Annotated in this window: 20 protein-coding genes; 3 read left to right on the top strand and 17 right to left on the bottom strand. The window is 74.3% G+C overall.

Annotated features, from left to right (window positions below):
- The first annotated feature begins 14 nt into the window (after window positions 1-14).
- On the top strand, window positions 15-749 hold the full coding sequence (locus BMY40_RS11605) for an ABC-2 transporter permease (protein ID WP_093658350.1): 735 nt from the start codon (window positions 15-17) through the stop codon (window positions 747-749).
- A gap of 41 nt (window positions 750-790) precedes the next feature.
- Here the strand turns inward: BMY40_RS11605 and mug are convergent, their stop codons facing one another.
- The 12 genes from mug to bioB form a co-directional block, all read right to left on the bottom strand.
- Window positions 791-1,363: a G/U mismatch-specific DNA glycosylase gene (mug, locus tag BMY40_RS11600; protein WP_425443100.1), complete on the bottom strand. Its 573-nt coding sequence runs from the start codon at window positions 1,361-1,363 to the stop codon at window positions 791-793.
- A gap of 82 nt (window positions 1,364-1,445) precedes the next feature.
- A complete protein-coding gene (gene purB, locus BMY40_RS11595) occupies window positions 1,446-2,876 on the bottom strand; it encodes an adenylosuccinate lyase (RefSeq protein WP_093658348.1) in 1,431 nt (476 codons plus the stop codon).
- Between the two features lie 11 nt (window positions 2,877-2,887).
- Window positions 2,888-3,739, bottom strand: coding sequence for an SGNH/GDSL hydrolase family protein (locus tag BMY40_RS11590; protein ID WP_093658608.1), 852 nt, complete (start codon window positions 3,737-3,739; stop codon window positions 2,888-2,890).
- A gap of 80 nt (window positions 3,740-3,819) precedes the next feature.
- On the bottom strand, window positions 3,820-4,827 hold the full coding sequence (locus BMY40_RS11585; protein ID WP_093658346.1) for a hemolysin family protein: 1,008 nt from the start codon (window positions 4,825-4,827) through the stop codon (window positions 3,820-3,822).
- Complete coding sequence (locus tag BMY40_RS11580; RefSeq protein WP_093658344.1) at window positions 4,824-6,290, bottom strand: hemolysin family protein; 1,467 nt, start codon at window positions 6,288-6,290, stop codon at window positions 4,824-4,826. Before BMY40_RS11580 ends, BMY40_RS11585 begins: the two co-directional genes overlap by 4 nt.
- 270 nt (window positions 6,291-6,560) lie before the next feature.
- Window positions 6,561-7,043, bottom strand: coding sequence for a GNAT family N-acetyltransferase (locus BMY40_RS11575; RefSeq protein ID WP_093658342.1), 483 nt, complete (start codon window positions 7,041-7,043; stop codon window positions 6,561-6,563).
- 67 nt (window positions 7,044-7,110) lie between these two features.
- A complete protein-coding gene (locus BMY40_RS11570) occupies window positions 7,111-8,001 on the bottom strand; it encodes an LLM class F420-dependent oxidoreductase (RefSeq protein ID WP_093658340.1) in 891 nt (296 codons plus the stop codon).
- A 147-nt stretch (window positions 8,002-8,148) separates the two neighbouring features.
- Window positions 8,149-8,928 (bottom strand): ABC transporter ATP-binding protein, encoded by a 780-nt coding sequence (locus BMY40_RS11565; protein WP_245770016.1) that lies wholly within the window; start codon window positions 8,926-8,928, stop codon window positions 8,149-8,151.
- Between the two features lie 151 nt (window positions 8,929-9,079).
- Entirely contained in the window at window positions 9,080-9,742 is a 663-nt protein-coding gene (locus BMY40_RS11560; protein WP_093658336.1) for a class I SAM-dependent methyltransferase, read from the bottom strand.
- Window positions 9,743-9,764: 22 nt separating this feature from the next.
- A complete protein-coding gene (gene bioD / locus BMY40_RS11555) occupies window positions 9,765-10,499 on the bottom strand; it encodes a dethiobiotin synthase (protein WP_093658334.1) in 735 nt (244 codons plus the stop codon).
- Between the two features lie 66 nt (window positions 10,500-10,565).
- Window positions 10,566-11,933 carry an adenosylmethionine--8-amino-7-oxononanoate transaminase gene (locus tag BMY40_RS11550; RefSeq protein WP_093658332.1) on the bottom strand — a complete coding sequence of 456 codons (1,368 nt, stop codon included), beginning with the start codon at window positions 11,931-11,933 and terminating at the stop codon, window positions 10,566-10,568.
- A complete protein-coding gene (gene bioB, locus BMY40_RS11545) occupies window positions 11,926-13,197 on the bottom strand; it encodes a biotin synthase BioB (RefSeq protein ID WP_093658330.1) in 1,272 nt (423 codons plus the stop codon). The genes BMY40_RS11550 and bioB overlap by 8 nt, the downstream gene beginning before the upstream one ends.
- Window positions 13,198-13,347: 150 nt before the next feature.
- On the opposite strand from bioB, the gene BMY40_RS11540 reads away from it, so the two are divergent.
- Window positions 13,348-14,520: an 8-amino-7-oxononanoate synthase gene (locus tag BMY40_RS11540; RefSeq protein ID WP_093658328.1), complete on the top strand. Its 1,173-nt coding sequence runs from the start codon at window positions 13,348-13,350 to the stop codon at window positions 14,518-14,520.
- Window positions 14,521-14,555: 35 nt separating this feature from the next.
- Here the strand turns inward: BMY40_RS11540 and BMY40_RS11535 are convergent, their stop codons facing one another.
- The 3 genes from BMY40_RS11535 to BMY40_RS11525 all read right to left on the bottom strand — a co-directional run bounded on the left by BMY40_RS11535 (window position 14,556) and on the right by BMY40_RS11525 (window position 16,139).
- The gene (locus tag BMY40_RS11535; RefSeq protein WP_093658326.1) at window positions 14,556-15,056 is read right to left on the bottom strand and encodes a DUF6328 family protein; all 501 of its coding nucleotides are present in this window, start codon (window positions 15,054-15,056) and stop codon (window positions 14,556-14,558) included.
- A gap of 91 nt (window positions 15,057-15,147) precedes the next feature.
- Entirely contained in the window at window positions 15,148-15,453 is a 306-nt protein-coding gene (locus tag BMY40_RS11530) for a hypothetical protein (protein ID WP_093658324.1), read from the bottom strand.
- Between the two features lie 17 nt (window positions 15,454-15,470).
- On the bottom strand, window positions 15,471-16,139 hold the full coding sequence (locus BMY40_RS11525) for an ATP-dependent Clp protease proteolytic subunit (protein WP_093658322.1): 669 nt from the start codon (window positions 16,137-16,139) through the stop codon (window positions 15,471-15,473).
- 92 nt (window positions 16,140-16,231) lie between these two features.
- Between BMY40_RS11525 and BMY40_RS11520 the strand changes: the two genes are divergently transcribed.
- Window positions 16,232-16,537, top strand: coding sequence for a type II toxin-antitoxin system Phd/YefM family antitoxin (locus tag BMY40_RS11520; protein WP_093658320.1), 306 nt, complete (start codon window positions 16,232-16,234; stop codon window positions 16,535-16,537).
- Window positions 16,538-16,643: 106 nt separating this feature from the next.
- On the opposite strand, the gene BMY40_RS11515 is transcribed toward BMY40_RS11520, so the two are convergent.
- Window positions 16,644-17,375: a lysophospholipid acyltransferase family protein gene (locus tag BMY40_RS11515; RefSeq protein WP_093658318.1), complete on the bottom strand. Its 732-nt coding sequence runs from the start codon at window positions 17,373-17,375 to the stop codon at window positions 16,644-16,646.
- Window positions 17,376-17,724: 349 nt separating this feature from the next.
- A complete protein-coding gene (gene argG, locus BMY40_RS11510) occupies window positions 17,725-19,149 on the bottom strand; it encodes an argininosuccinate synthase (RefSeq protein WP_093658316.1) in 1,425 nt (474 codons plus the stop codon).
- Between the last annotated feature and the right edge of the window lie 32 nt (window positions 19,150-19,181).

Genomic DNA, 19,181 nt, shown 5'->3' with positions numbered 1-19,181 from the left:
AGGAGGCGTGAGGGGTGCGGAACACACCGTTCACCGCCGCACTCCGGTCGGAGTGGCTCAAGGTGCGCACGACGCCCTCGTTGATGGGCGGTCTGTCGGCCGTCCTGATCGCCACGGTCGGCGTCGGGGTACTGGTCACCGCCTTTCTCGGGGATGCGGAGAGCGACAACCCCGGCTTCGAGCCGGTCTCCTTCTCCTTCTTCGGCCTCAACTTCGGCCAGGTGGCCGTGATCTGCTTCGGCGTACTGGCCGTCGCGGGCGAGTACGGACACGGCACCATCCGCCTCTCACTGACCGCCGTGCCCCGCCGGGAGACGTTCCACGGTGCGAAGCTCGCCGCCGTCGGCGGCCTCGCACTCGCCGTCGGCCTGCCCGCGGGCCTGGCCGCCGTGGCGGTCGGCCAGATGCTGCTGGGCGAGCACGGGGCCGGCCTCGGGGATCCCGGGGTGCTGCGGGCCGGGTTCGGCTGCGGGATCTACCTGGCGCTGCTGGCCCTGCTGTCCGCCGGCACCGCGACCGCGGTGCGGAGCACGGCGGTCGCGGTGGGACTGCTCGTACCGCCGGCCTTCCTGATATCCCCGGTGGTGGGCGAGGAAGCGTGGTTCCTGCCGGACCGGGCCGGCCAACAGGTGCTCCATCCGGTGCCGGAAGGTCCACTGGACGCGTGGGGCGGTATGGCGGTGATGGCCGCCTGGACGGTCGCGGCGCTCTGTGCGGGGCTGGCCGTGCTGCGCCGCCGTGACGCCTGACGGCGGGCGGCCGCGCGGGAGAATCAGGCCGACTGCCGTCGTCAGGACGGGCCGTCGAACGCGGCGGCGCGCAGCCGGCCGTACTCCTCGGCCATCGTCTCCAGCGTCCAGTGGGCGTTGAGCCCGCTGGGGTTGGGCAGCACCCACACCCGGGCGCCGCCGATCGCCGTCTGCTGAGGGCCTGTCCGGGCCTTCCGGTCCCCGAAGGCGGCCCGGTAGGCGGTCACCCCGACCACCGCGAGCCACTCCGGGCGCAGCCGCGCCACCTTCTCGGCCAGCACACGCCCGCCCGTGCGGTACTCCTCGGGCGTCAACTCGTCGGCACGGGCGGTGGGGCGGGGCGAGATGTTGGTGATGCCCAGCCCGTACGACAGCAGCTCGTGCTGCTCCGAGGGCTTCAACCGCCGGGGGGTGAAGCCGGCGGCGTGCAGCACCGGCCAGAAGCGGTTGCCCGGGTGGGCGAAGTGGTGGCCCAGCCGGGCGGTCGTCAGCCCGGGGTTGATCCCGCAGAACAGGACGCGCAGCCCCTCGGCGACCACATCCGGCACGGTACGGGCGCGCAGCGCCTCCATCTCGTCCCCGGACATCGTGCTGCCGGAGGTCTCCTCGGACATGGCCCTCCCGGACATGGATCTCCCTCGCGGTCCTTCCACCGGGCCTTCTGCCCGGGAGCGCCTCCGGCAGTCGGGGACAGGGTCAGAGAATCGCGCCGGGTGTGTAGGAGGCGGCCTCCGGGTACCGCTTCGCGATCTCCTCGATCCGGGCCACCACCGAGGCGACCTGATCACCGGCCGCGCCGGTGAAGGACAGCCGGTCGGCCAGCAGGGCGTCCAGCCCCTCCCGGTCCAGCGGGATGCGCTCGTCCGCGGCCAGCCGGTCCAGCAGCTCGTTGCGCTCGGCCCCCTCGCGCAGCGCCAGCGCCGAGGCCACCGCGTGCTCCTTGATGGCCTCGTGGGCCGTCTCCCGGCCGACCCCGGCCCGCACCGCGCCCATCAGCACCTTGGTGGTGGCCAGGAACGGCAGGTAGCGGTCCAGCTCGCGGGCGACGACCGCGGGGAACGCGCCGAACTCGTCCAGGACCGTCAGGAAGGTCTCCAGCAGGCCGTCGAGGGCGAAGAAGGCGTCCGGCAGAGCGACACGGCGCACCACCGAGCAGGAGACGTCCCCCTCGTTCCACTGGTCGCCCGCGAGCTCGCCGACCATCGAGGCGTAGCCGCGCAGGATGACGGCGAAGCCGTTGACGCGCTCGCAGGAGCGGGTGTTCATCTTGTGCGGCATCGCCGAGGAGCCGACCTGGCCCGGCTTGAAGCCCTCGGTCACCAGCTCGTGCCCGGCCATCAGCCGGATGGTCTTGGCCAGGGAGGAGGGCGCGGCGGCCAGCTGGACCAGCGCGGTCACCACCTCGTAGTCCAGCGAGCGCGGGTAGACCTGGCCGACGGAGGTGAAGGTGTGGCCGAAGCCCAGGTGCGAGGCGATCCGCTCCTCCAGCTCGGCCAGCCTGCCTCCGTCCCCGCCCAGCAGGTCCAGCATGTCCTGGGAGGTGCCCACCGGTCCCTTGACGCCGCGCAGCGGGTAGCGCGCCAGCAGCTCCTCCAGCCGCGCGTGGGCCACCAGCAGTTCGTCGGCGGCGGTCGCGAAGCGCTTGCCCAGGGTCGTGGCCTGCGCTGCGACGTTGTGCGAGCGCCCCGCCATCACCAGCTCGGAGTGCTCGGCCGCCAGCCGTCCCAGCCGCGCCAGCGCGGCCACCGCGCGGTCGCGCACCAGCTCCAGCGACAACCGGACCTGGAGCTGCTCGACGTTCTCGGTCAGATCCCGGGAGGTCATGCCCTTGTGCACGTGCTCGTGCCCGGCCAGCGCGTTGAACTCCTCGATCCGCGCCTTCACATCGTGGCGCGTGACCTTCTCGCGCTCGGCGATCGAGGCGAGGTCGACGTCCTGGAGCACCCGCTCGTAGTCGGCCAGGGCCTGCTCCGGCACCTCGACGCCCAGGTCCTTCTGGGCCCGCAGCACGGCGAGCCACAGCCGCCGCTCCAGTACCACCTTGTGCTCGGGGGACCACAGTCGGGCCAGCTCCGCGGAGGCGTAGCGGCCTGCCAGGACGTTCGGGATGCGCGGCTTGTCAGTCACACCCGGGGATTCTACGGGGTGTCGTCGCAGGCCAGCGCAGTCAGGTCGGCGTCGGAGTACCGTCCCCGGTCCACTGCCGGGGCCAGCGGCGCCAGGTCGGGCCGCTTGGGCGTCAGCCCGTCGCCCGAGGAGCGTCCGGTCAGCCGCCGGCCGATCCACGGGAGCAGATGGCGGCGGGTGAAGCGCAGGTCGGCGACGCGGCGCGCGTACCAGCCGGGCAGGACGGCGGGCGGCAGGGTCGCGTGCCAGTCGGTCTCGGGCTCGTGCCCCAGCCGCTGCCAGACCGCCTCGGCCACCCGCCGGTGCCCCTCGGTGGTCAGGTGCAGCCGGTCGTCGGCCCACATCCGCGGGTCGCCCAGCGCGTCGCAGCCGTACAGGTCCACCACCAGGGCGCCGTGCCGCTCGGCGAGACCGTCGATGAAGCCGAAGAGGTGCTCCATGCGCGCCCGGTAGCGCTCCAGCACCGGCCCGCGCCGCCCGGGGCTGCGCATCAGCACCAGATGGCGGCAGTTGGGGGCGAGCTTGGCGACCGACTCCTCCAGCAGACCGCACACCGTGTCCATGTCGCACTTGGGACGCAGTACGTCGTTGAGGCCGCCGACCAGCGTCACCAGGTCCGCGCCCATGGCCGCGGCCACGTCCACCTGCTCCTCGGCGATCTGCCGGATCAGTTTGCCGCGCACGGCCAGGTTGGCGTAGCGGAAGCCGTCGGTGCGCGCGGCGAGACGGGCGGCCAGGAGATCGGCCCAGCCGCGGTAGCCGCCGTCCGGCAGCAGGTCCGACATGCCCTCGGTGAAGGAGTCTCCCAGGGCGACGAAGCTGGTGATGGCGGACGGGGCGGGCGAGTTGGTTGCGCTGTCCATGACGCAGGACATGGTAACCGACCGCTCGGTACGTGCCTTCTCGCGGTACGCACCTGCTCGCGGTGCCGCCCCGCCCGCCGTCAGCGGCCCACCAGTTCGCGCAGCACGTCCTCCATGGTGACCAGCCCGACCGCGCGCCCGTCCGCGCCGATCACCGCCGCGAGGTGGGTGCCGCTGCTGCGCATCGCGCCCAGCACGTCGTCCAGCGGCGTCGTGGCCCGCACCCGGGCGATCGGCCGCAGCGCCCCGACTGGGAACGGCGCTTCGCGGTGCGCGGCGTCGAGAGCGTCCTTGACGTGCAGATAGCCCAGCGCCCTGCCCTGGCCGTCCACCACGGGGAAGCGGGAGAAGCCGCTGCGCGCGGAGAGCTGCTCCAGCCCCTCGGGAGTGACGCCGAACGGGGCGAAGACGACGCGGTCGGTGGGCCGTACGACGTCCACGACCGGGCGGCGGCCCAGTTCCAGCGCGTCGCGCAGCCGCTCCGTCGCGCGCTCGTCCAGCAGCCCGGCCTCGCTGGAGTCGGCCACCAGACGGGCCAGCTCGTCGTCGGAGTAGGTCGCCGAGACCTCGTCCTTGGGCTCCACCCGCAGCAGCTTCAGCAGACCGTTGGCCAGGGCGTTGACGCCGAAGATCACCGGCCGCAGGGCCCGGGTGAGGCCGACCAGCGGCGGTCCCAGCAGCAGCGCGGCGCGCTCGGGCGCCGCCAGCGCGATGTTCTTCGGCACCATCTCGCCGAACAGCATGTGCAGATACGTCGCCACCGCCAGCGCGATCACGAAGGCGATCGGATGGATCAGGCCCTCCGGCACGCCCACGAGGTGGAACACCGGCTCCAGCAGGTGGGCGATCGCGGGCTCGGCGACCACGCCCAGCACCAGTGTGCACAGGGTGATGCCCAGCTGGGCGGAGGCCATCAGCGCCGAGACGTGCTCCAGCCCCCACACCACGCTGCGCGCCCGCTTCTCGCCGCGCTCGGCGAGCGGTTCGATCTGGCTGCGGCGCACCGAGATCATGGCGAACTCCGCGCCCACGAAGAAGGCGTTGGCGACCAGCGTCAGCAGGCCGATCAGCAGTTGGACGGCGGTCATCGGCTCGCCTCCTGGTTCTGGACACCACCGCGGTCGTGGACCCGGTCGCGGGGGTCCCGTTCCCAGTCGGCCGGCTCGGCCAGGCCGTCCCGGCCGCGGTCACCGGCGGCGCCGCGGTGGGCACCGCGTTCGCCGTCGTGGTCCTCCCCGCCGCCGGGGTCGGGCGGAGCGGTCAGCCGCACCCCGGCGGCCCGCCGTCCGGTCGCGTCCACGACCTCCAGCCGCCATCCGGCGACCTCCAGGACGTCGCCCACGGCCGGAATGCGGCCCAGCTCGGTGGCGATCAGCCCGGCCAGGGTCTCGTACGGGCCGTCCGGGGCGCGCAGGCCGATCTCCTCCAGCCGGTCGGTGCGGGCCGCGCCGTCCGCGTCGTAGACGGTGCGGCCCTCCTCGTCCGCGCCCGCCGGGACCAGATCGGGAGTTTCGAGCGGGTCGTGCTCGTCGCGGACCTCGCCCACGACCTCCTCGATGATGTCCTCCAGGGTGACGACCCCGGCGGTGCCGCCGTACTCGTCGATCACCACCGCCATGCTGTTCTTCCCCGACAGCCGGTCCAGCAGCCGGTCCACGGTGAGGGACTCCGGCACGAGCACCGGCTCGCGCAGCAGCCTGGTGACCGGGTGGCCGGCGCGGCGCCCGGCGGGGACGGCGATCACGTCCTTGACGTGGGCGACACCGACCACGGTGTCGAGGTTGCCGCGGTAGACCGGGAAGCGGGACAGGCCCGTCGCCCGGGCGGCGTTGGCGATGTCCTCCGCGGTGGTGTTCTCCTCCAGCGCGGTGACCTGGACGCGCGGTGTCATCACGCTCTGCGCGGTCAGCTCGGAGAGCCGGATGGTGCGGACGAACAGTTCCGCGGTGTCCGCCTCCAGGGCGCCCTCCTTCGCCGAGTGGCGCGCGAGCGCGACCAGCTCCTGCGGGGAGCGTGCCGAGGCCAGTTCCTCGGTGGGCTCCAGGCCGAGCCGGTGGAGGACCCGGTTGGCGGTGTTGTTCAGATGGGTGATCAGCGGCCGGAAGGCGGCGCTGAAGCCGCGCTGCAGGCCGCCGACCCGGCGGGCGACCGGCAGCGGCCGGGAGATCGCCCAGTTCTTCGGCACCAGCTCGCCGACGACCATCAGCACCACCGTGGACAGCGCCGTGCCGGTCACCAGCGCCACCGAGGACGCCGCCGAGGCGGGCAGTCCGGCCGCCCGCAGCGGGCCGGACAGCAGCCGTGCGGTCGAGGGCTCGGAGAGCATGCCGATGATCAGGCCGGTCACGGTGATGCCGAGCTGGGCGCCGGAGAGCTGGAAGGTCAGGGAGCGCACCGCCTTCAGCGCGCTGTCGGCGCCCGGCTCGCCGCGCTCGACGGCCCGTTCCAGATCGCCGCGCTCGACGGTGGTCAGCGAGAACTCCGCCGCGACGAACACGGCACAGGCGAGGGTCAGCAGCAGTGCCAGGAGCAGGAGGAGCACTTCGGTCACCGGGTCACCTCCGTCCTCTGGTCCGGCGGGACGGAGAGAGCCGCTCGACGGCCGGGGTCACGGCCGGTTCGGCTGCCGGTTCTGCTGCCGGGACTACTGGGAGGCTCGCCCATGGGCGGACGCTCACACACCTTTCTCTGGGATGTCTGTCGGGCACGCGCGCCGTGGACGCGGGAACCGCGGCACACGGCGCGAACGCGCGATGGGCTGTCCATCGTATGCGAGCGGCCGTACGCTCCCCGGAGCCGTCGGCCCGCCGGGACGCACCCGTCAGTCCAGCGGTTTCACCCAGCGGCTCCACTGCGGCTGCGGCGCGTACCCCGCGGCACGCCAGGCATGGTGGGCGGAGGCGTTGCGGTCGAGCACCATGGCGTCGCCCCGCCGCCCGCCCAGCGCGGCGAACCGCGCCTCGGCCGCCGCCAGCAGGGCCGAGGCCACACCGCGGCGGCGGTGCGCCGGATGGACCGCGAGCCGGTACAGATGGCAGCGCCAGCCGTCGAAGCCCGCTATCACCGAGCCGATCACCGGCCCGGCCGCCGGGGCTTCCCGGTCCGCCGGATCCGCCGGGTTTCCGCCGGGCACCGCCAGCAGCAGCGCCTGCGGGTCCCGTTCGATCAACCGCGCCACGCCCGCGCGGTCGTCGCTGATGCTCATGCCCTCCGCGGCCTCCGCCCAGAAGGCCAGCACGGCGTCGATGTCCGCGGCGAGGGCCGCCCGAATCCGGAGACCGGAGCCGTTCACAAGATCGTCCATGGCGGTATCCCAGCACCGGCCGGGCAGCGGACGTGCGGTGTTTCGGCATGTGGTCACCAGGGGAGCGTCAGCTGCCCCGCAACTCCTCGATCACCGGTCCGAAGGTCTCCATGAACGGGTCGAGCACGCAGATGTAGCTGAAGCCGTACCGGTCGCGGTGAGCGCGCACCTGCTCGGCGATCTGCCCCACGCTGCCGGTGAGCAGGGCCGGGTGCTCCAGGAGCTCCTCCTCCGTCGCGCCCAGGGCGTACGGGACCAGCTCGCGGGCCACCGCGCGCCGGTCGTCGGTGACGACCACCCGCTGTACGAGGTAGTTCAGCTCGGCGGGCTCGTCCCGGCCGGCGGCGAAGCGGCGGTAGGCGGCCGTCCGCTCCTCCAGCTCGTCCGGACTGATCAGGTGGATGACGCCTTCGGGGGCGCCGGGGGCCTGCCGGGCTCCGGTGAAGGCGGCGATGTCGGCGCGGCGGGCGGCCAGGCGCAGCACCCGGTCGCCGTTGCCGCCGATCAGCAGCGGCGGACGGGGCCGCTGCCGGGGCGATGGGACGTGCTCGGGGTCGGACAGCAGGCGGTCCAGCTCGGCGACGGTGTGCTCCAGGTGGTCCACCCGTTCGCCCGGCGATCCCCACGGCAGCCCGGCCCGTTCGTGCTCGGAGCGCACGTACCCGGTGCCCAGCCCGAGTTCCAGCCGTCCGCCCGTCAGCCGGTCGCAGGTGGCGACCTCGCGGGCCAGCAGGGCGGGGTTCCAGAAGCCCGCGTTGAGCACGAAGGTGCCCACGCGGGGCCTCCGGGTCGCCTCGGCCGCGGCGACCAGCGCCGGGAACGGGGCGGGAGCGCCGAGGTGGTCGGGTACGAGCAGCACGTCGTACCCCAGCTCCTCGGCGCGGCGGCACTTGGCGCGCCAGGCGTCGCGGGAGTCGAGGGCGACCAGGTTGACGCCGAAGCGGAACGGTCGTGTCACACGGCTCTCCTCACGGTTCCGGGATCCGGGACGGGCTCGTGCCCCCGGGCGGGCGCGGCCGGGTACGCGTTCGGGGGTGGACGACAGCGTCCCGACGTGTCCCCGCGGTGTCCCGGCGGCTCACCGGAGACGGCGGGGAAGGGCGGGTCAGTACTGCCGCACGGGGTCGAACCGCTTCATCCGCTCCAGGACCGCCTCGGCGGTGGGGCTCGGCATCTCGTCGACGATCCGCCCGTCGGCCAGGAAGAGCACCTGGTCGGCGTGGGCCGCGGCGCCCGGGTCGTGGGTCACCATCACCACCGTCTGCCCCAGGTCGTCCACCGCCCGGCGCAGGAAGTCCAGCAGTTCCAGCCCGGAACGCGAGTCGAGGTTGCCGGTCGGCTCGTCGGCGAAGACCAGCCTCGGGCGGGAGGCCAGCGCGCGGGCGCAGGCCACCCGCTGCTGCTGGCCGCCGGAGAGCTGGGTGGGCCGGTGGTCGAGGCGGTCCCGCAGCCGGAGCGTGTCGATCACCGTGTCCAGCCATCGCCGATCCGGCCTGCGGCCCCCGATGTCCATGGGCAGCGTGATGTTCTCCAGGGCCGTCAGGGTGGGCAGCAGGTTGAAGGACTGGAACACGAAGCCGATCTCGTCCCGCCGCAGCCGTGTCAGCTCCGCGTCCCCCAGCCCGGTGATCTCGGTGCCGCCGATCCACACCCTCCCCTCGGTGACGGTGTCCAGCCCGGCCAGGCAGTACATCAGCGTCGACTTCCCCGAGCCGGACGGGCCCATCACCGCGGTGAACCGGCTCTCGGCGATGTCGACGTCCACCGAGTCGAGCGCCACCACGGCCGTCTCACCGCTGCCGTACGTCTTGGTCAGCGCGCGGGCCCGGGCGGCGGGCCGCCCGGCCTCCGGCGCCTCGCCGGTCTTCTCCGCGTCAGTGGACACCGCACCTCCCGGCTCGGACGGACGGCTCCCTCGCGGGAGCCGGGACTGATAGGGCCGTACCCGGTGCGGGGCCATCCATCCACGAGGCGGCGGCGGGAAACGCCACGACACCCCCGGCCGCCGCCCGCCCGCCCGCGCCCGCCCGGCGGTGTCAGGGCCGCCGGGCACTGCCCAGGACGTGTGCCGAGACCGGCGTCGGCACGCCTCCCTCCGGAACCCGCAGCCGCCGCAGTGACACCTCGGTGAAGCCGGCCGCCCCGATCGCGGCCACGGTGTCCCGCGCGGTGTGGCAGCCGCCGAACAGGTGCGGCCACACGGTGCGGTCCAGCGTCCGCTGGGTGAGCGCCATGGCGGTGCCGCCGGCCCGGACGTGCTCGTAGAAGCACAGGCGGCCGCCCGGCCGCAGCACCCGCCGGATCTCGGCCAGGGCGCGGTCGGGGTCCCGTACCGAGCACAGCACCAGCGACACCACGGCCGCGTCGAACGCCCCGCTGTCCAGCGGGAGCTCCTCCGCGACGCCGGGGACCACGGAAACGGGGACCGCGGCGCGCGCCGCGGCGTCCCGCGCGGCCCGCCGCAGCAGGGGCTCCGGCTCCACCGCCACCACTTCGCGCACGGCGTCCGGGTAGCGGCCGAAGTTCAGGCCGCTGCCCGCCCCGACCTCGACCACCCGGCCGGACAGCGGGGCCAGCAACTCGGTGCGGTGCGCGCCGATCCCGGCCCGCTCGTCCACCGCCGGGGCGAAGCGGGCGTAGTAGCGCGCGAAGACGGGGTGGTGCACGGCCTCGGGCGCGGACCTGCGGCGGGCAGCCATGGGAATCCTCCGGAAAGGGCGGTCACCTGGGTGCGCCCTCCCATTCTCTCCCCGCCGGCCGTACCTCACCCTCCCAGGAGCCGCCGAGCCGCGGGGAGAGCCAGCCCGCCGCCCGCCCGCGGAAGACCGGGGGCTCAAGCGAGCCCGCCCCCTGCGGCAGCAGCCCCGCCAGCGGGGCGCCCGCCGCCACCGGGAGGTCCGCCAGATTGCAGCGGGCCGCGAGATCCGGCTCGCGCGGCCAGCTGCCGACCACCACACCGGCGCACTCCAGGCCCCGGGAGCGCAGCGCCTCGGCCGTCAGCGCCGTCGCGTTCAGGGTGCCCAGCCCGGCCGCGGCGACCACCAGCACCGGGGCGCCCAGCAGCCGCGCGGCGTCGGCGAGGGTCGATCCCCGGTCGTCGAAGCGCACCAGCAGCCCGCCCGCGCCCTCGACCAGCACCAGGTCGTGCTCCTCCTCCAGCGCCCGCGCCGTCTCCGCCACCGCCTCGGGACGCACCCGGGGCAGACCGGCACGGCGCGCCGCCGTCTCGGGGGCCAGCGGCTCGGGGTAGCGGGCGAGTTCCACGGCGGTCACGTCCGCGCCCGCCAGCCGCCGCACCTCTGCCGCGTCCCCCGGCTCGCCCTCGGCCACCCCGGTCTGCGCGGGTTTGAGCACGGCCACCGAGCGGCCCGCCGCCACCGCCGCGGCGGCCAGCGCCGCCGTGGTCACGGTCTTGCCCACCTCCGTGCCCGTCCCGGTGACGACCAGCACCGACATCTTCGCGCCTCTCCTCGCTCTTTCGGGCACGGGGACGTCCCCGTGCCCGCTTTCCGCCCCGTCTTCTCAGCCGGCGCGCGCCGCCGCGCACACCGCCTCCGCGATCCGCGCCACGTCCTCGTCACCGGTGACGTAGGGAGGCATGGTGTACACCAGGTCGCGGAACGGCCGCAGCCACACGCCCGCGCGCACCGCGGCCTCGGTGGCCGCCGCCATGTCCACCTCGTGGTCGAGCTGGACCACCCCGATCGCTCCCAGCACGCGCACGTCCCGCACCCCCGGCAGCGCGGCGGCCCCGGCGAGCCCGTCGCGCAGCCCGGCCTCGATCCGCTTCACCTCGCCCGCCCAGTCCTGGGCGAGCAGCAGGTCCAGGGAGGCCCCCGCCACCGCCGCCGCCAGGGGATTGCCCATGAAGGTGGGTCCGTGGGCCAGCACCGGCACCTCGCCGCGCGAGATGCCCTCCGCCACCCGCGTCGTGCACAGGGTCGCGGCCATCGTCAGGTAACCGCCTGTCAGCGCCTTGCCCACGCACATCACATCGGGGACCACTCCCGCGTGGCCGGCCGCGAACAGGGAGCCGGTGCGGCCGAAGCCGGTGGCGATCTCGTCGAACACCAGCAGCACGCCGTGCTCGTCGCACGCCTCGCGCAGCACCCGCAGATAGGCGGGGGAGTGGAAGCGCATCCCGCCCGCGCCCTGCACCACGGGCTCCACGATCACCGCGGCCAGCTCCTCGGCGCGGGAGGCGACCAGCTCCCTCAGATGCGCCTCGTAGGCCGGGTCGGGGCCGGAGCCGAAGCCGTCCGGCGGAGCGTCCGCGAAGACCTGCTCGGGCAGCGTCCCGGACCACAGGTGGTGCATGCCGCCCTCGGGGTCGCACACCGACATCGGCTGCCAGGTGTCCCCGTGGTAGCCGCCGCGCCAGGTCAGCAGCCGCCGCTTGCCCGGCCGTCCCAGCGAACGCCAGTACTGCAGGCACATCTTGACGGCGACCTCGACCGACACCGAACCGGAGTCGGCGAGGAAGACGTGCTCCAGCCCCTCCGGGGTGATGTCCACCAGCCGTCTGGCCAGGCGTACGGCGGGCTCGTGCGTGAGCCCGCCGAACATCACGTGGCTCATCCGCTCCAGCTGGGCGCGCGCCGCGTCGTTGAGCACCGGGTGGTTGTAGCCGTGGATCGCCGACCACCACGACGACATCCCGTCGACCAGTTCCACGCTGCCCCAGGCCGGGCGTGCCAGCCGCAGCCGGACCCCGGAGGCGGAGGAGACGACCAGCGGCTCGGAGCGGCCGGGCATCGGGCCGTAGGGGTGCCAGACGTGGCGGCGGTCGAGCTCGGTCAACTCCTCGGGCGAGAGGCCCGGGGGAGGGGGGAGGAAAGGGGCGTGGGAGGGGTCGGGGGAGAGGGGGAGCGGGACGTCGGCGTCAGGCATTGGGCGGCAGCTCCGTGCCCGCGCCCCGCCGCCGCACCGCCACCAGATCGGTGCGGGCCCGTCCGGGCGCCCCGGCGGCCTCCGCCTCCCCGGCCGCATCCGAGGCGGGCTCGCCCGCTGTGCCCGCCGCGCACGCTGCGTTCCCTGCGCCCGCCGTGTCCGTGCCGTCCGCGTCACCGCCGCCGCACGGCCCGCAGCCCCCGCCGGCTTCCGCGCCGCCGTGTCCGCCGCAGCCTCCGCCGGACGCGGCGAGCACGTCCGCCCGGTGCTCCGGCAGGGTCCGCTCCCCGGCGCCCTCCACCTCGAAACCGGCGTCGGCGATCATCTCCAGGTCGGCCTTGCCCGCCTGGCCCTCGCTGGTGAGGTAGTCGCCCAGGAAGATGGAGTTGGCAAGGTGCAGGGCCAGCGGCTGCATGGACCGCAGGTGCACCTCGCGCCCGCCGGCCAGCCGGACCTCCACATCGGGGCAGACGAAGCGGACCATCGCCAGGATGCGCAGGCAGCGCTGCGGCGTGAGGTTCCACTCCTTGGCCAGCGGGGTCCCCTCGAAGGGGATGAGGAAGTTCACCGGCACCGAGTCCGGGTCCAGTTCGCGCAGCGAGAAGACCACGTCCACCAGGTCCGCGTCCGACTCGCCCATGCCCGCGATCAGCCCCGAGCAGGCCGACAGTCCGGCCGCCTGCGCCTGGTGGACCGTCTCCACGCGGTCGGCGTAGGTGTGGGTGGTGGTGATCTCCCCGTAGGTGGCCTCGGAGGTGTTGAGGTTGTGGTTGTAGGCGTCCGCGCCCGCCTCGCGCAGCCGTTCGGCCTGGCCGCCGGAGAGCAGGCCCAGGCAGGCGCACACCTCCACGCCCTCGTTCTGCTCCTTGATGGCGGCGATGGTCTTCGAGACCCGGTCCACGTCCCGGTCGGTGGGCCCGCGCCCGCTGGCCACCAGGCACACGCGCTTGGCGCCCCCGGCCACGCCCGCTCCGGCCGCCGCGGCGGCCTCCTCCGGCTTCAGCCAGGTGTACTTGAGGATGTCGGCCTTCGAGCCCAGCCGCTGCGAGCAGTACGAGCAGTCCTCCGGGCACAGCCCGGACTTCAGGTTGACCAGGTAGTTGAGCTTCACCCGCCGGCCGAACCACTGACGCCGCACCCTGCCGGCCGCGGCCACCACATCGAGGAGTTCGTCGTCGGAGGTGGCCAGTACGGCCAGCGCCTCCTCGCGCGTGGGCAGCTCGCGCCGCAGCCCCTTGTCCACCAGCGTCTTCAGCAGGTCCATGGCGCTGATCCTCGCCTACGCGCCCGCCCGCGGCCAAGGACGAACCCCCACAACCAGGCGGATGGAAGGTGTGTGTATCGCCACACCCTGTGCGGGTCCGTCCGCCACTACCTTTGGGCGGAACCGACAGAAGGCGAGGGACGGCCCGCCATGCCGCAGGAGCACCGCAGCACCCCGGACCCGTTCGACTGGATCGACGAGCACGCCGAACTGCGCCGCCGCGCGGGCCTGGTGCGCTCCCTGCGCCCCCGGCCCGCCGACTCCCCCCTGCTCGACCTCGCGGGCAACGACTACCTGGGCCTGGCCCGGCACCCGGAGGTCGTCGCCGCCGCCTCGGCCGCCGCCCGCCGCTGGGGCGCGGGCGCCACCGGCTCCCGCCTGGTCACCGGCACCACCGAGCTGCACGCCGAACTGGAGGCGGAACTCGCCGACTTCTGCGGCTTCGAGGCGGCCCTGGTGTTCTCCTCCGGCTACGCGGCCAACCTCGCCGCGGTCACCGCCCTGACCGACCGCGGCACGCTGGTGGTCTCCGACGCCGCCAACCACGCCTCCCTGATCGACGGCTGCCGGCTGTCCCGGGCGGAGACCGCCGTCGTCCCGCACTCCGACCCCGGTGCCGTGGGCAAGGCGCTCGACGGCTTCGCCGGCCGCGCCGTGGCCGTCACCGACTCCGTCTTCTCCGTCGACGGCGACGCCGCGCCGCTCGCCGAACTGGCCGCCGTCTGCCGCGGACACGGGGCCGCGCTGCTGGTGGACGACGCGCACGGCCTGGGCGTCCTGGGCGACGGCGGCCGGGGCGCCCTCCACGCCGCGGGCCTGGCCGGAGACCCGGACGTGGTGGCCACCGCCACGCTGTCGAAAGCGCTCGGCAGCCAGGGCGGCGCGGTCCTCGGGCCGGCCCGGGTGATCGACCACCTGGTCAACACCGCCCGCACCTTCGTCTTCGACACCGGCCTCGCCCCGGCCGCCGCCGGCGCCGCACTCGCCGCGCTGCGGCTGCTGCGGGCCGAACCCGGCCGCTCCGCCCGCGTCCGCGAGGTTGCGACGGGACTGTACGAGCGGCTGGCGGGCGCCGGTCTGGACGCGACCCGCCCGGACGCCGCCGTGGTGTCGGTGCGCGCGCCCTCTCCGGAGGCGGCCGTGCGCTGGGCCGCCGACTGCCGCGGCGCCGGGCTGGCCGCCGGCTGCTTCCGCCCGCCGTCGGTGCCCGACGGGATCTCCCGGCTGCGGCTGACCGCCCGCGCCGACCTGACGGAGGCCGAGCTGGACGCGGCCGCGGCCACCGTCACGCGCACCGCGCCGCCCGTACGGCCGGACGCCTGACCGCCCGTGCGGCCGGCGTCTCACCCGGTGTCCGCCTACCGCCCCGGGGGCGGGTCCGCCGTACGGCTCCGCCTCCCCGCGGCCCTGCGGCGCAGCCCGAAGGGCAGCAGCGCCCACACCGCCGCGCAGAACGCCAGCACGCACGCCGCCACCGCGATCCCCGCGGCCCTTCCCAGCACCACGTCCACCACGAGCAGCACGGACCCGGTCAGCGCCAGGGCGAGGACGACCAGCCCGGCTCCGGCCAGCCGCGAGGACACGTCGACGATCAGCCGCTTGACCCCGCGCCGGAACAGCGCCCGGTGCAGTGCCGCGGGTGCCGTGAAGAGGATGGAGGCGGTCACGGCCAGCAGCAGCGTGGTGACGTAGGTGCCGCGCTGCACCGTGTCGAGGCCGGTGAAGCGCTGGGTGAAGGCGAGGGTGAGGAGGAAGGCGAAGAGGATCTGGACGCCCGTCTGGATGACCCTCAGTTCCTGCAGCAGCTCGACGAAGTTGCGGTCGGCGCGTTCCAGGGGTGTCTCGTGGCGGTCGGTCATGTGCTCCGGTGTTGCCGCCCGGGGGCGCGTCACTCGCCGCCGACCCGGTACGGCTCCGGCCGTGCGGGCCCGGGCCCGTACGGCCGGCCTCTCAGCTCCCGGACTCCGGCGGGAGCCCGACCAGACCCGCGCGCCGCCGCCCGTCCAGCACGCGCAGCGCCCGTGCCAGGGTGTGGGCGTGGAGCTCCGTCTCACCGCGCTCGTACATCACCGTCAGCGCGTCCCGCAGCGCCGCCGCCCGGCCGGCGAGCGCCTGGGCGGCGCGCAGGGCCCCGTAGGTGTCGCGCCCGCGCGCGGGGTTGATCCTGCCCAGCAGGTCGACCACCTCCAGGTAGCGGTCGACCAGCTCGCCCTCGGCGCGGGTCAGGGCGGGCAGGGGCGGGGGCTCCGGAGGCATCCGGCCCGCCTGCCCGCTCACCTCGGCGCGCGCACGGCGCGGGGCCCCTTGCGGCCGGCCGTCAGCCGGTCCACGAGCCCGTAGGCCACCGCGCCCTCGGCGTCGAGGAAGGTGTCCCGCTCGATGTCCCGCCGGACGCGCTCCGGCGGCTGCCCGGTGTGCTCGGCCAGCATCCCCTCCAGCCTCTCCCGGGTGCGCAGCATCTCCCCGGCCTGGATCTCCAGGTCCCGGGCCTGTCCCCGGACGGGTTCGGGGAGGGAGGGCTGGTGGATCATGACGCGCGCCCCGGGCAGGGCCAGGCGCTTGCCGGGGGTGCCCGCCGCGAGCAGCACGGCCGCCGCGGAGGCGGCCTGCCCCAGGCAGACGGTCTCGATGTCGCAGGAGACGAACCGCATCGTGTCGTAGATCGCGGTCATCGCGGTGAAGGATCCGCCGGGGGAGTTGATGTAGAGCGAGATGTCCCGCTCGGGTGCGGCGTGTTCGAGGTGGACCAGCTGTGCCATGACGTCGTTGGCGCAGGCGTCGTCGATCGGGGTGCCGAGGAAGACGATGCGCTCCTGGAGCAGCTTGGAGTACGGGTCCAGCGTCCGGACGCCGTCGCCGGTGCGCTCGGTGAACTCCGGCAGCACGTAGCGGGCGGCCGGCCGGCCGGGACGGGCGGGTGACGGGGCGGCGGATCGGTACATGGCGGTGGGATCCCTCCGTGGGCTCGGCGAGGCGCCCTGCACACAGGCGACGTACAAAATGTACAGGACGTACATACGGTTATGCTGGGAGCATGGCCTACGAAATTCCGGTGACGCAAGCCCGTGCGGAACTCGCCGACCTGATCAATCGCGTGGTGTACGGCGGCGAACGGGTGGTGGTGACGCGCCACGGGAAGCCGCTGGTGGCCCTGGTGACCGCCGCTGACCTGGAACGACTGGAGGAGCAGGACGCCGGTGAGCGGGACGGGGTGATCAGTACGGTCTCGGCCGTGCGCGAAGTGCCGTCCGCTCCGGGCGAACGGGGCCGCTTCGGTATCGCGGCGCACCACCCCGCCCCGCCCGCCGGGGACCGGAGGCCGGGGCACCGGGGCGTGTAGAGGGCGCGCGGAGAGCGCGAAGGGACGTGCGGGAGCACGCGGAAGGCCGGGCACCGGCCGCCTGCCGGTCCGCCGCGCCGGGCGGCCGCTCCCGGCGGTACCGGTCCTAAGGAGCGGCGTTCCCCGGGGCCGGGTCCGCGTCGTCGCCGCTCCTGCGGGCCTTCACCTGCGCGGCCTTGGCGTCGGGCGCGTACAGGTCCACGTACTCCTGGCCGGAGAGGTTCATGATGGTGTACATGATCTCGTCGGTGACCGCGCGCAGCACCGTGCGCTCGCCGTGCTGGTCCGCGAAGCGCGAGAAGTCCAGCGGTTCGCCGAAGCGGATGGTCACCCGTCCGATCTTCGGCAGCACCCTGCCCGGCGGCTGGAGTTCGAAGGTGCCCACCATGGCGCACGGGACCACCGGCACCCTCGCCCTGAGGGCCATGGAGGCGACGCCGACCCGTCCCCGGTACAGCCGTCCGTCGTGCGACCGGGTGCCCTCGGGGTAGATGCCGAGCAGCTCCCCCCGGCGCAGTACCCGCAGCCCCTCCTCGACCGCGGCCTGCCCGGCGCCGCGGCCCGAGCGGTCGACCGGGATCTGCCCCACGCTGCGGAAGAACGCGGCGGTCAGCCTGCCCTTCAGGCCCGGCCCCGTGAAGTACTCCGCCTTGGCGAGGAAGGTGATGCGCCGGTGCAGGATCGCGGGCATCAGGAAGTGGTCGGAGAACGACAGATGGTTTCCGGCGATGATCGCCGCGCCCTCGTCCGGGACGTTCTCCAGCCCCTCGATCCGGGGCCTGAACAGCAGTCGCAGCAGCGGGCCCAGCAGGACGTACTTGAGCACGTAGTAGAACACGGGGTGGCTCCCTACCGCACCGGACGGGCCTGCGAACTGCTTCTCCCCCCGGCCGAGGAGCGGCCGGGAAGCGGCCGGGCAGACGATCGGAGAGGGTTCAGTCTATGCGCGGGCGCCGCGGTGTGCGACCACCTCCGGCGCCCCTCCGGCCCCCTTCCAGCACCGTGCCCGCGCCCGCCGGGCGGCGGCTCCCGCGACGGCCCGCTCCCGCCAACCCGCTCCCGCCAACCCGCTCCCCGGGCCGCCCGGTTGCGGCCCGGGACGGGAAACGCGAAGCCCGGGCGGACGGCTGCCGCCCGCGGGCGGAACGCCCGCCGGGAGCCTCGCGCCCGGGCGGCCGCGGCCGGCCTCAGTCCGTACCCGACTCGATCGCCGCGTGGTCGAGCGCGTCGGAGTCCACCGGTGTCTCCCCTCCCTCGTGGCTGCCCGCCGAGATGGCCTCGGCGCCGCCCGGGGGCAGCTCGCCGATGAGCCCGCCCCACGCCGCGAGCTGGCCGTGGGCGGCGTACTGCTCCAGCTTGCTCCGCGAGTCGGCGATGTCGAGGTTGCGCATGGTCAGCTGCCCGATGCGGTCGTCCGGGACGAACGCCGGGTCGTGGCTGCGCTCCATGGACAGCTTCTCGGGGTGGTAGCTGAGGTACGGCCCCTGGGTGTCGAGGACGGAGTAGTCCTGGCCGCGGCGGAGCCGCACCGTGACGCTGCCGGTGACCGGGCGGCCGACCCAGCGCTGGAGGCTCTCGCGGAGCATGAGCGCCTGCGGGTCGAACCAGCGGCCCTCGTAGAGCAGCCGCCCGAGCCGGCGCCCCTCCACGTGGTACATGGCCACGGTGTCCTCGTTGTGGATGGCGTTGAGCAGCCGCTCGTACGCCACGTGCAGCAGTGCCATGCCGGGGGCCTCGTAGACGCCGCGGCTCTTGGCCTCGATGATGCGGTTCTCGATCTGGTCGGACATCCCCAGACCGTGCCGGCCGCCGATGAGGTTGGCCTCCCGCACCAGTTCGACCGCGCTGGGGAACGCGCGCCCGTTGATCCGCACGGGGCGGCCGTGCTCGAACTCCACGGTGACGTCCTCGGCGGGGATGTCGACCTCGGGGTCCCAGAAGCGGACACCCATGATCGGGGCCACGATCTCCATCGGGGTGTCGAGGTACTCCAGCCGCTTGGCCTCGTGCGTGGCGCCCCAGATGTTCGCGTCCGTCGAGTACGCCTTCTCGGCCGAGTCGCGGTAGGGCAGGTCCCGCTGCGACAGCCAGGCGGACATCTCGTGGCGCCCGCCGAGCTCGGCCACGAACGCCCGGTCGAGCCAGGGCTTGTAGATCCGCAGGCCGGGGTTGGCGAGCAGACCGTAGCGGTAGAACCGCTCGATGTCGTTGCCCTTGTAGGTGGACCCGTCCCCCCAGATGAAGACGTCGTCCTCGCGCATCGCCCGCACCAGCAGGGTGCCCACCACCGCACGGCCGAGCGGGGTGGTGTTGAAGTAGGTCTGCGCGGCCGAGCGGATGTGGAAGGCACCGCAGGCCAGGGCGGCCAGGCCCTCCTCGACCAGGGCGTCGCGGCAGTCGACCAGCCGCGCCCGCTCGGCGCCGTACGCCAGGCCCCGTTCCGGCACGTCGGCCAGATCGGGCTCGTCGTACTGGCCGACGTCGGCCGTATAGGCATAGGGGACGGCGCCGCGCTCGCGCATCCACGCCACCGCCACAGAGGTGTCCAAACCTCCTGAGAACGCGATGCCGATGCGCTCACCGACTGGAAGTTTATTCAGTACCTTCGACATGTATGCATCCTAGACCCGCGTACATGCGGGGA

The sequence above is a fragment of the Streptomyces radiopugnans genome (genome assembly GCF_900110735.1).
GTDB lineage: Bacteria > Actinomycetota > Actinomycetes > Streptomycetales > Streptomycetaceae > Streptomyces > Streptomyces radiopugnans.
This window is presented reverse-complemented; position numbering and strand designations above follow the sequence as displayed.

Bases quoted from the DNA above. Each gene is read 5' to 3' on its own strand.
- BMY40_RS11550 (WP_093658332.1), bottom strand. From the start codon at position 11,933: ATGCCTGACGCCGACGTCCCGCTCCCCCTCTCCCCCGACCCCTCCCAC.
- BMY40_RS11575 (WP_093658342.1), bottom strand. From the start codon at position 7,043: ATGGACGATCTTGTGAACGGCTCCGGTCTCCGGATTCGGGCGGCCCTC.
- BMY40_RS11525 (WP_093658322.1), bottom strand. From the start codon at position 16,139: ATGTACCGATCCGCCGCCCCGTCACCCGCCCGTCCCGGCCGGCCGGCC.
- mug (WP_425443100.1), bottom strand. From the start codon at position 1,363: ATGTCCGAGGAGACCTCCGGCAGCACGATGTCCGGGGACGAGATGGAG.
- BMY40_RS11540 (WP_093658328.1), top strand. From the start codon at position 13,348: ATGCCGCAGGAGCACCGCAGCACCCCGGACCCGTTCGACTGGATCGAC.
- BMY40_RS11560 (WP_093658336.1), bottom strand. From the start codon at position 9,742: ATGGCTGCCCGCCGCAGGTCCGCGCCCGAGGCCGTGCACCACCCCGTC.
- BMY40_RS11535 (WP_093658326.1), bottom strand. From the start codon at position 15,056: ATGACCGACCGCCACGAGACACCCCTGGAACGCGCCGACCGCAACTTC.
- argG (WP_093658316.1), bottom strand. From the start codon at position 19,149: ATGTCGAAGGTACTGAATAAACTTCCAGTCGGTGAGCGCATCGGCATC.
- BMY40_RS11530 (WP_093658324.1), bottom strand. From the start codon at position 15,453: ATGCCTCCGGAGCCCCCGCCCCTGCCCGCCCTGACCCGCGCCGAGGGC.
- BMY40_RS11520 (WP_093658320.1), top strand. From the start codon at position 16,232: ATGGCCTACGAAATTCCGGTGACGCAAGCCCGTGCGGAACTCGCCGAC.
- BMY40_RS11585 (WP_093658346.1), bottom strand. From the start codon at position 4,827: ATGACCGCCGTCCAACTGCTGATCGGCCTGCTGACGCTGGTCGCCAAC.
- bioD (WP_093658334.1), bottom strand. From the start codon at position 10,499: ATGTCGGTGCTGGTCGTCACCGGGACGGGCACGGAGGTGGGCAAGACC.
- bioB (WP_093658330.1), bottom strand. From the start codon at position 13,197: ATGGACCTGCTGAAGACGCTGGTGGACAAGGGGCTGCGGCGCGAGCTG.
- BMY40_RS11590 (WP_093658608.1), bottom strand. From the start codon at position 3,739: ATGGACAGCGCAACCAACTCGCCCGCCCCGTCCGCCATCACCAGCTTC.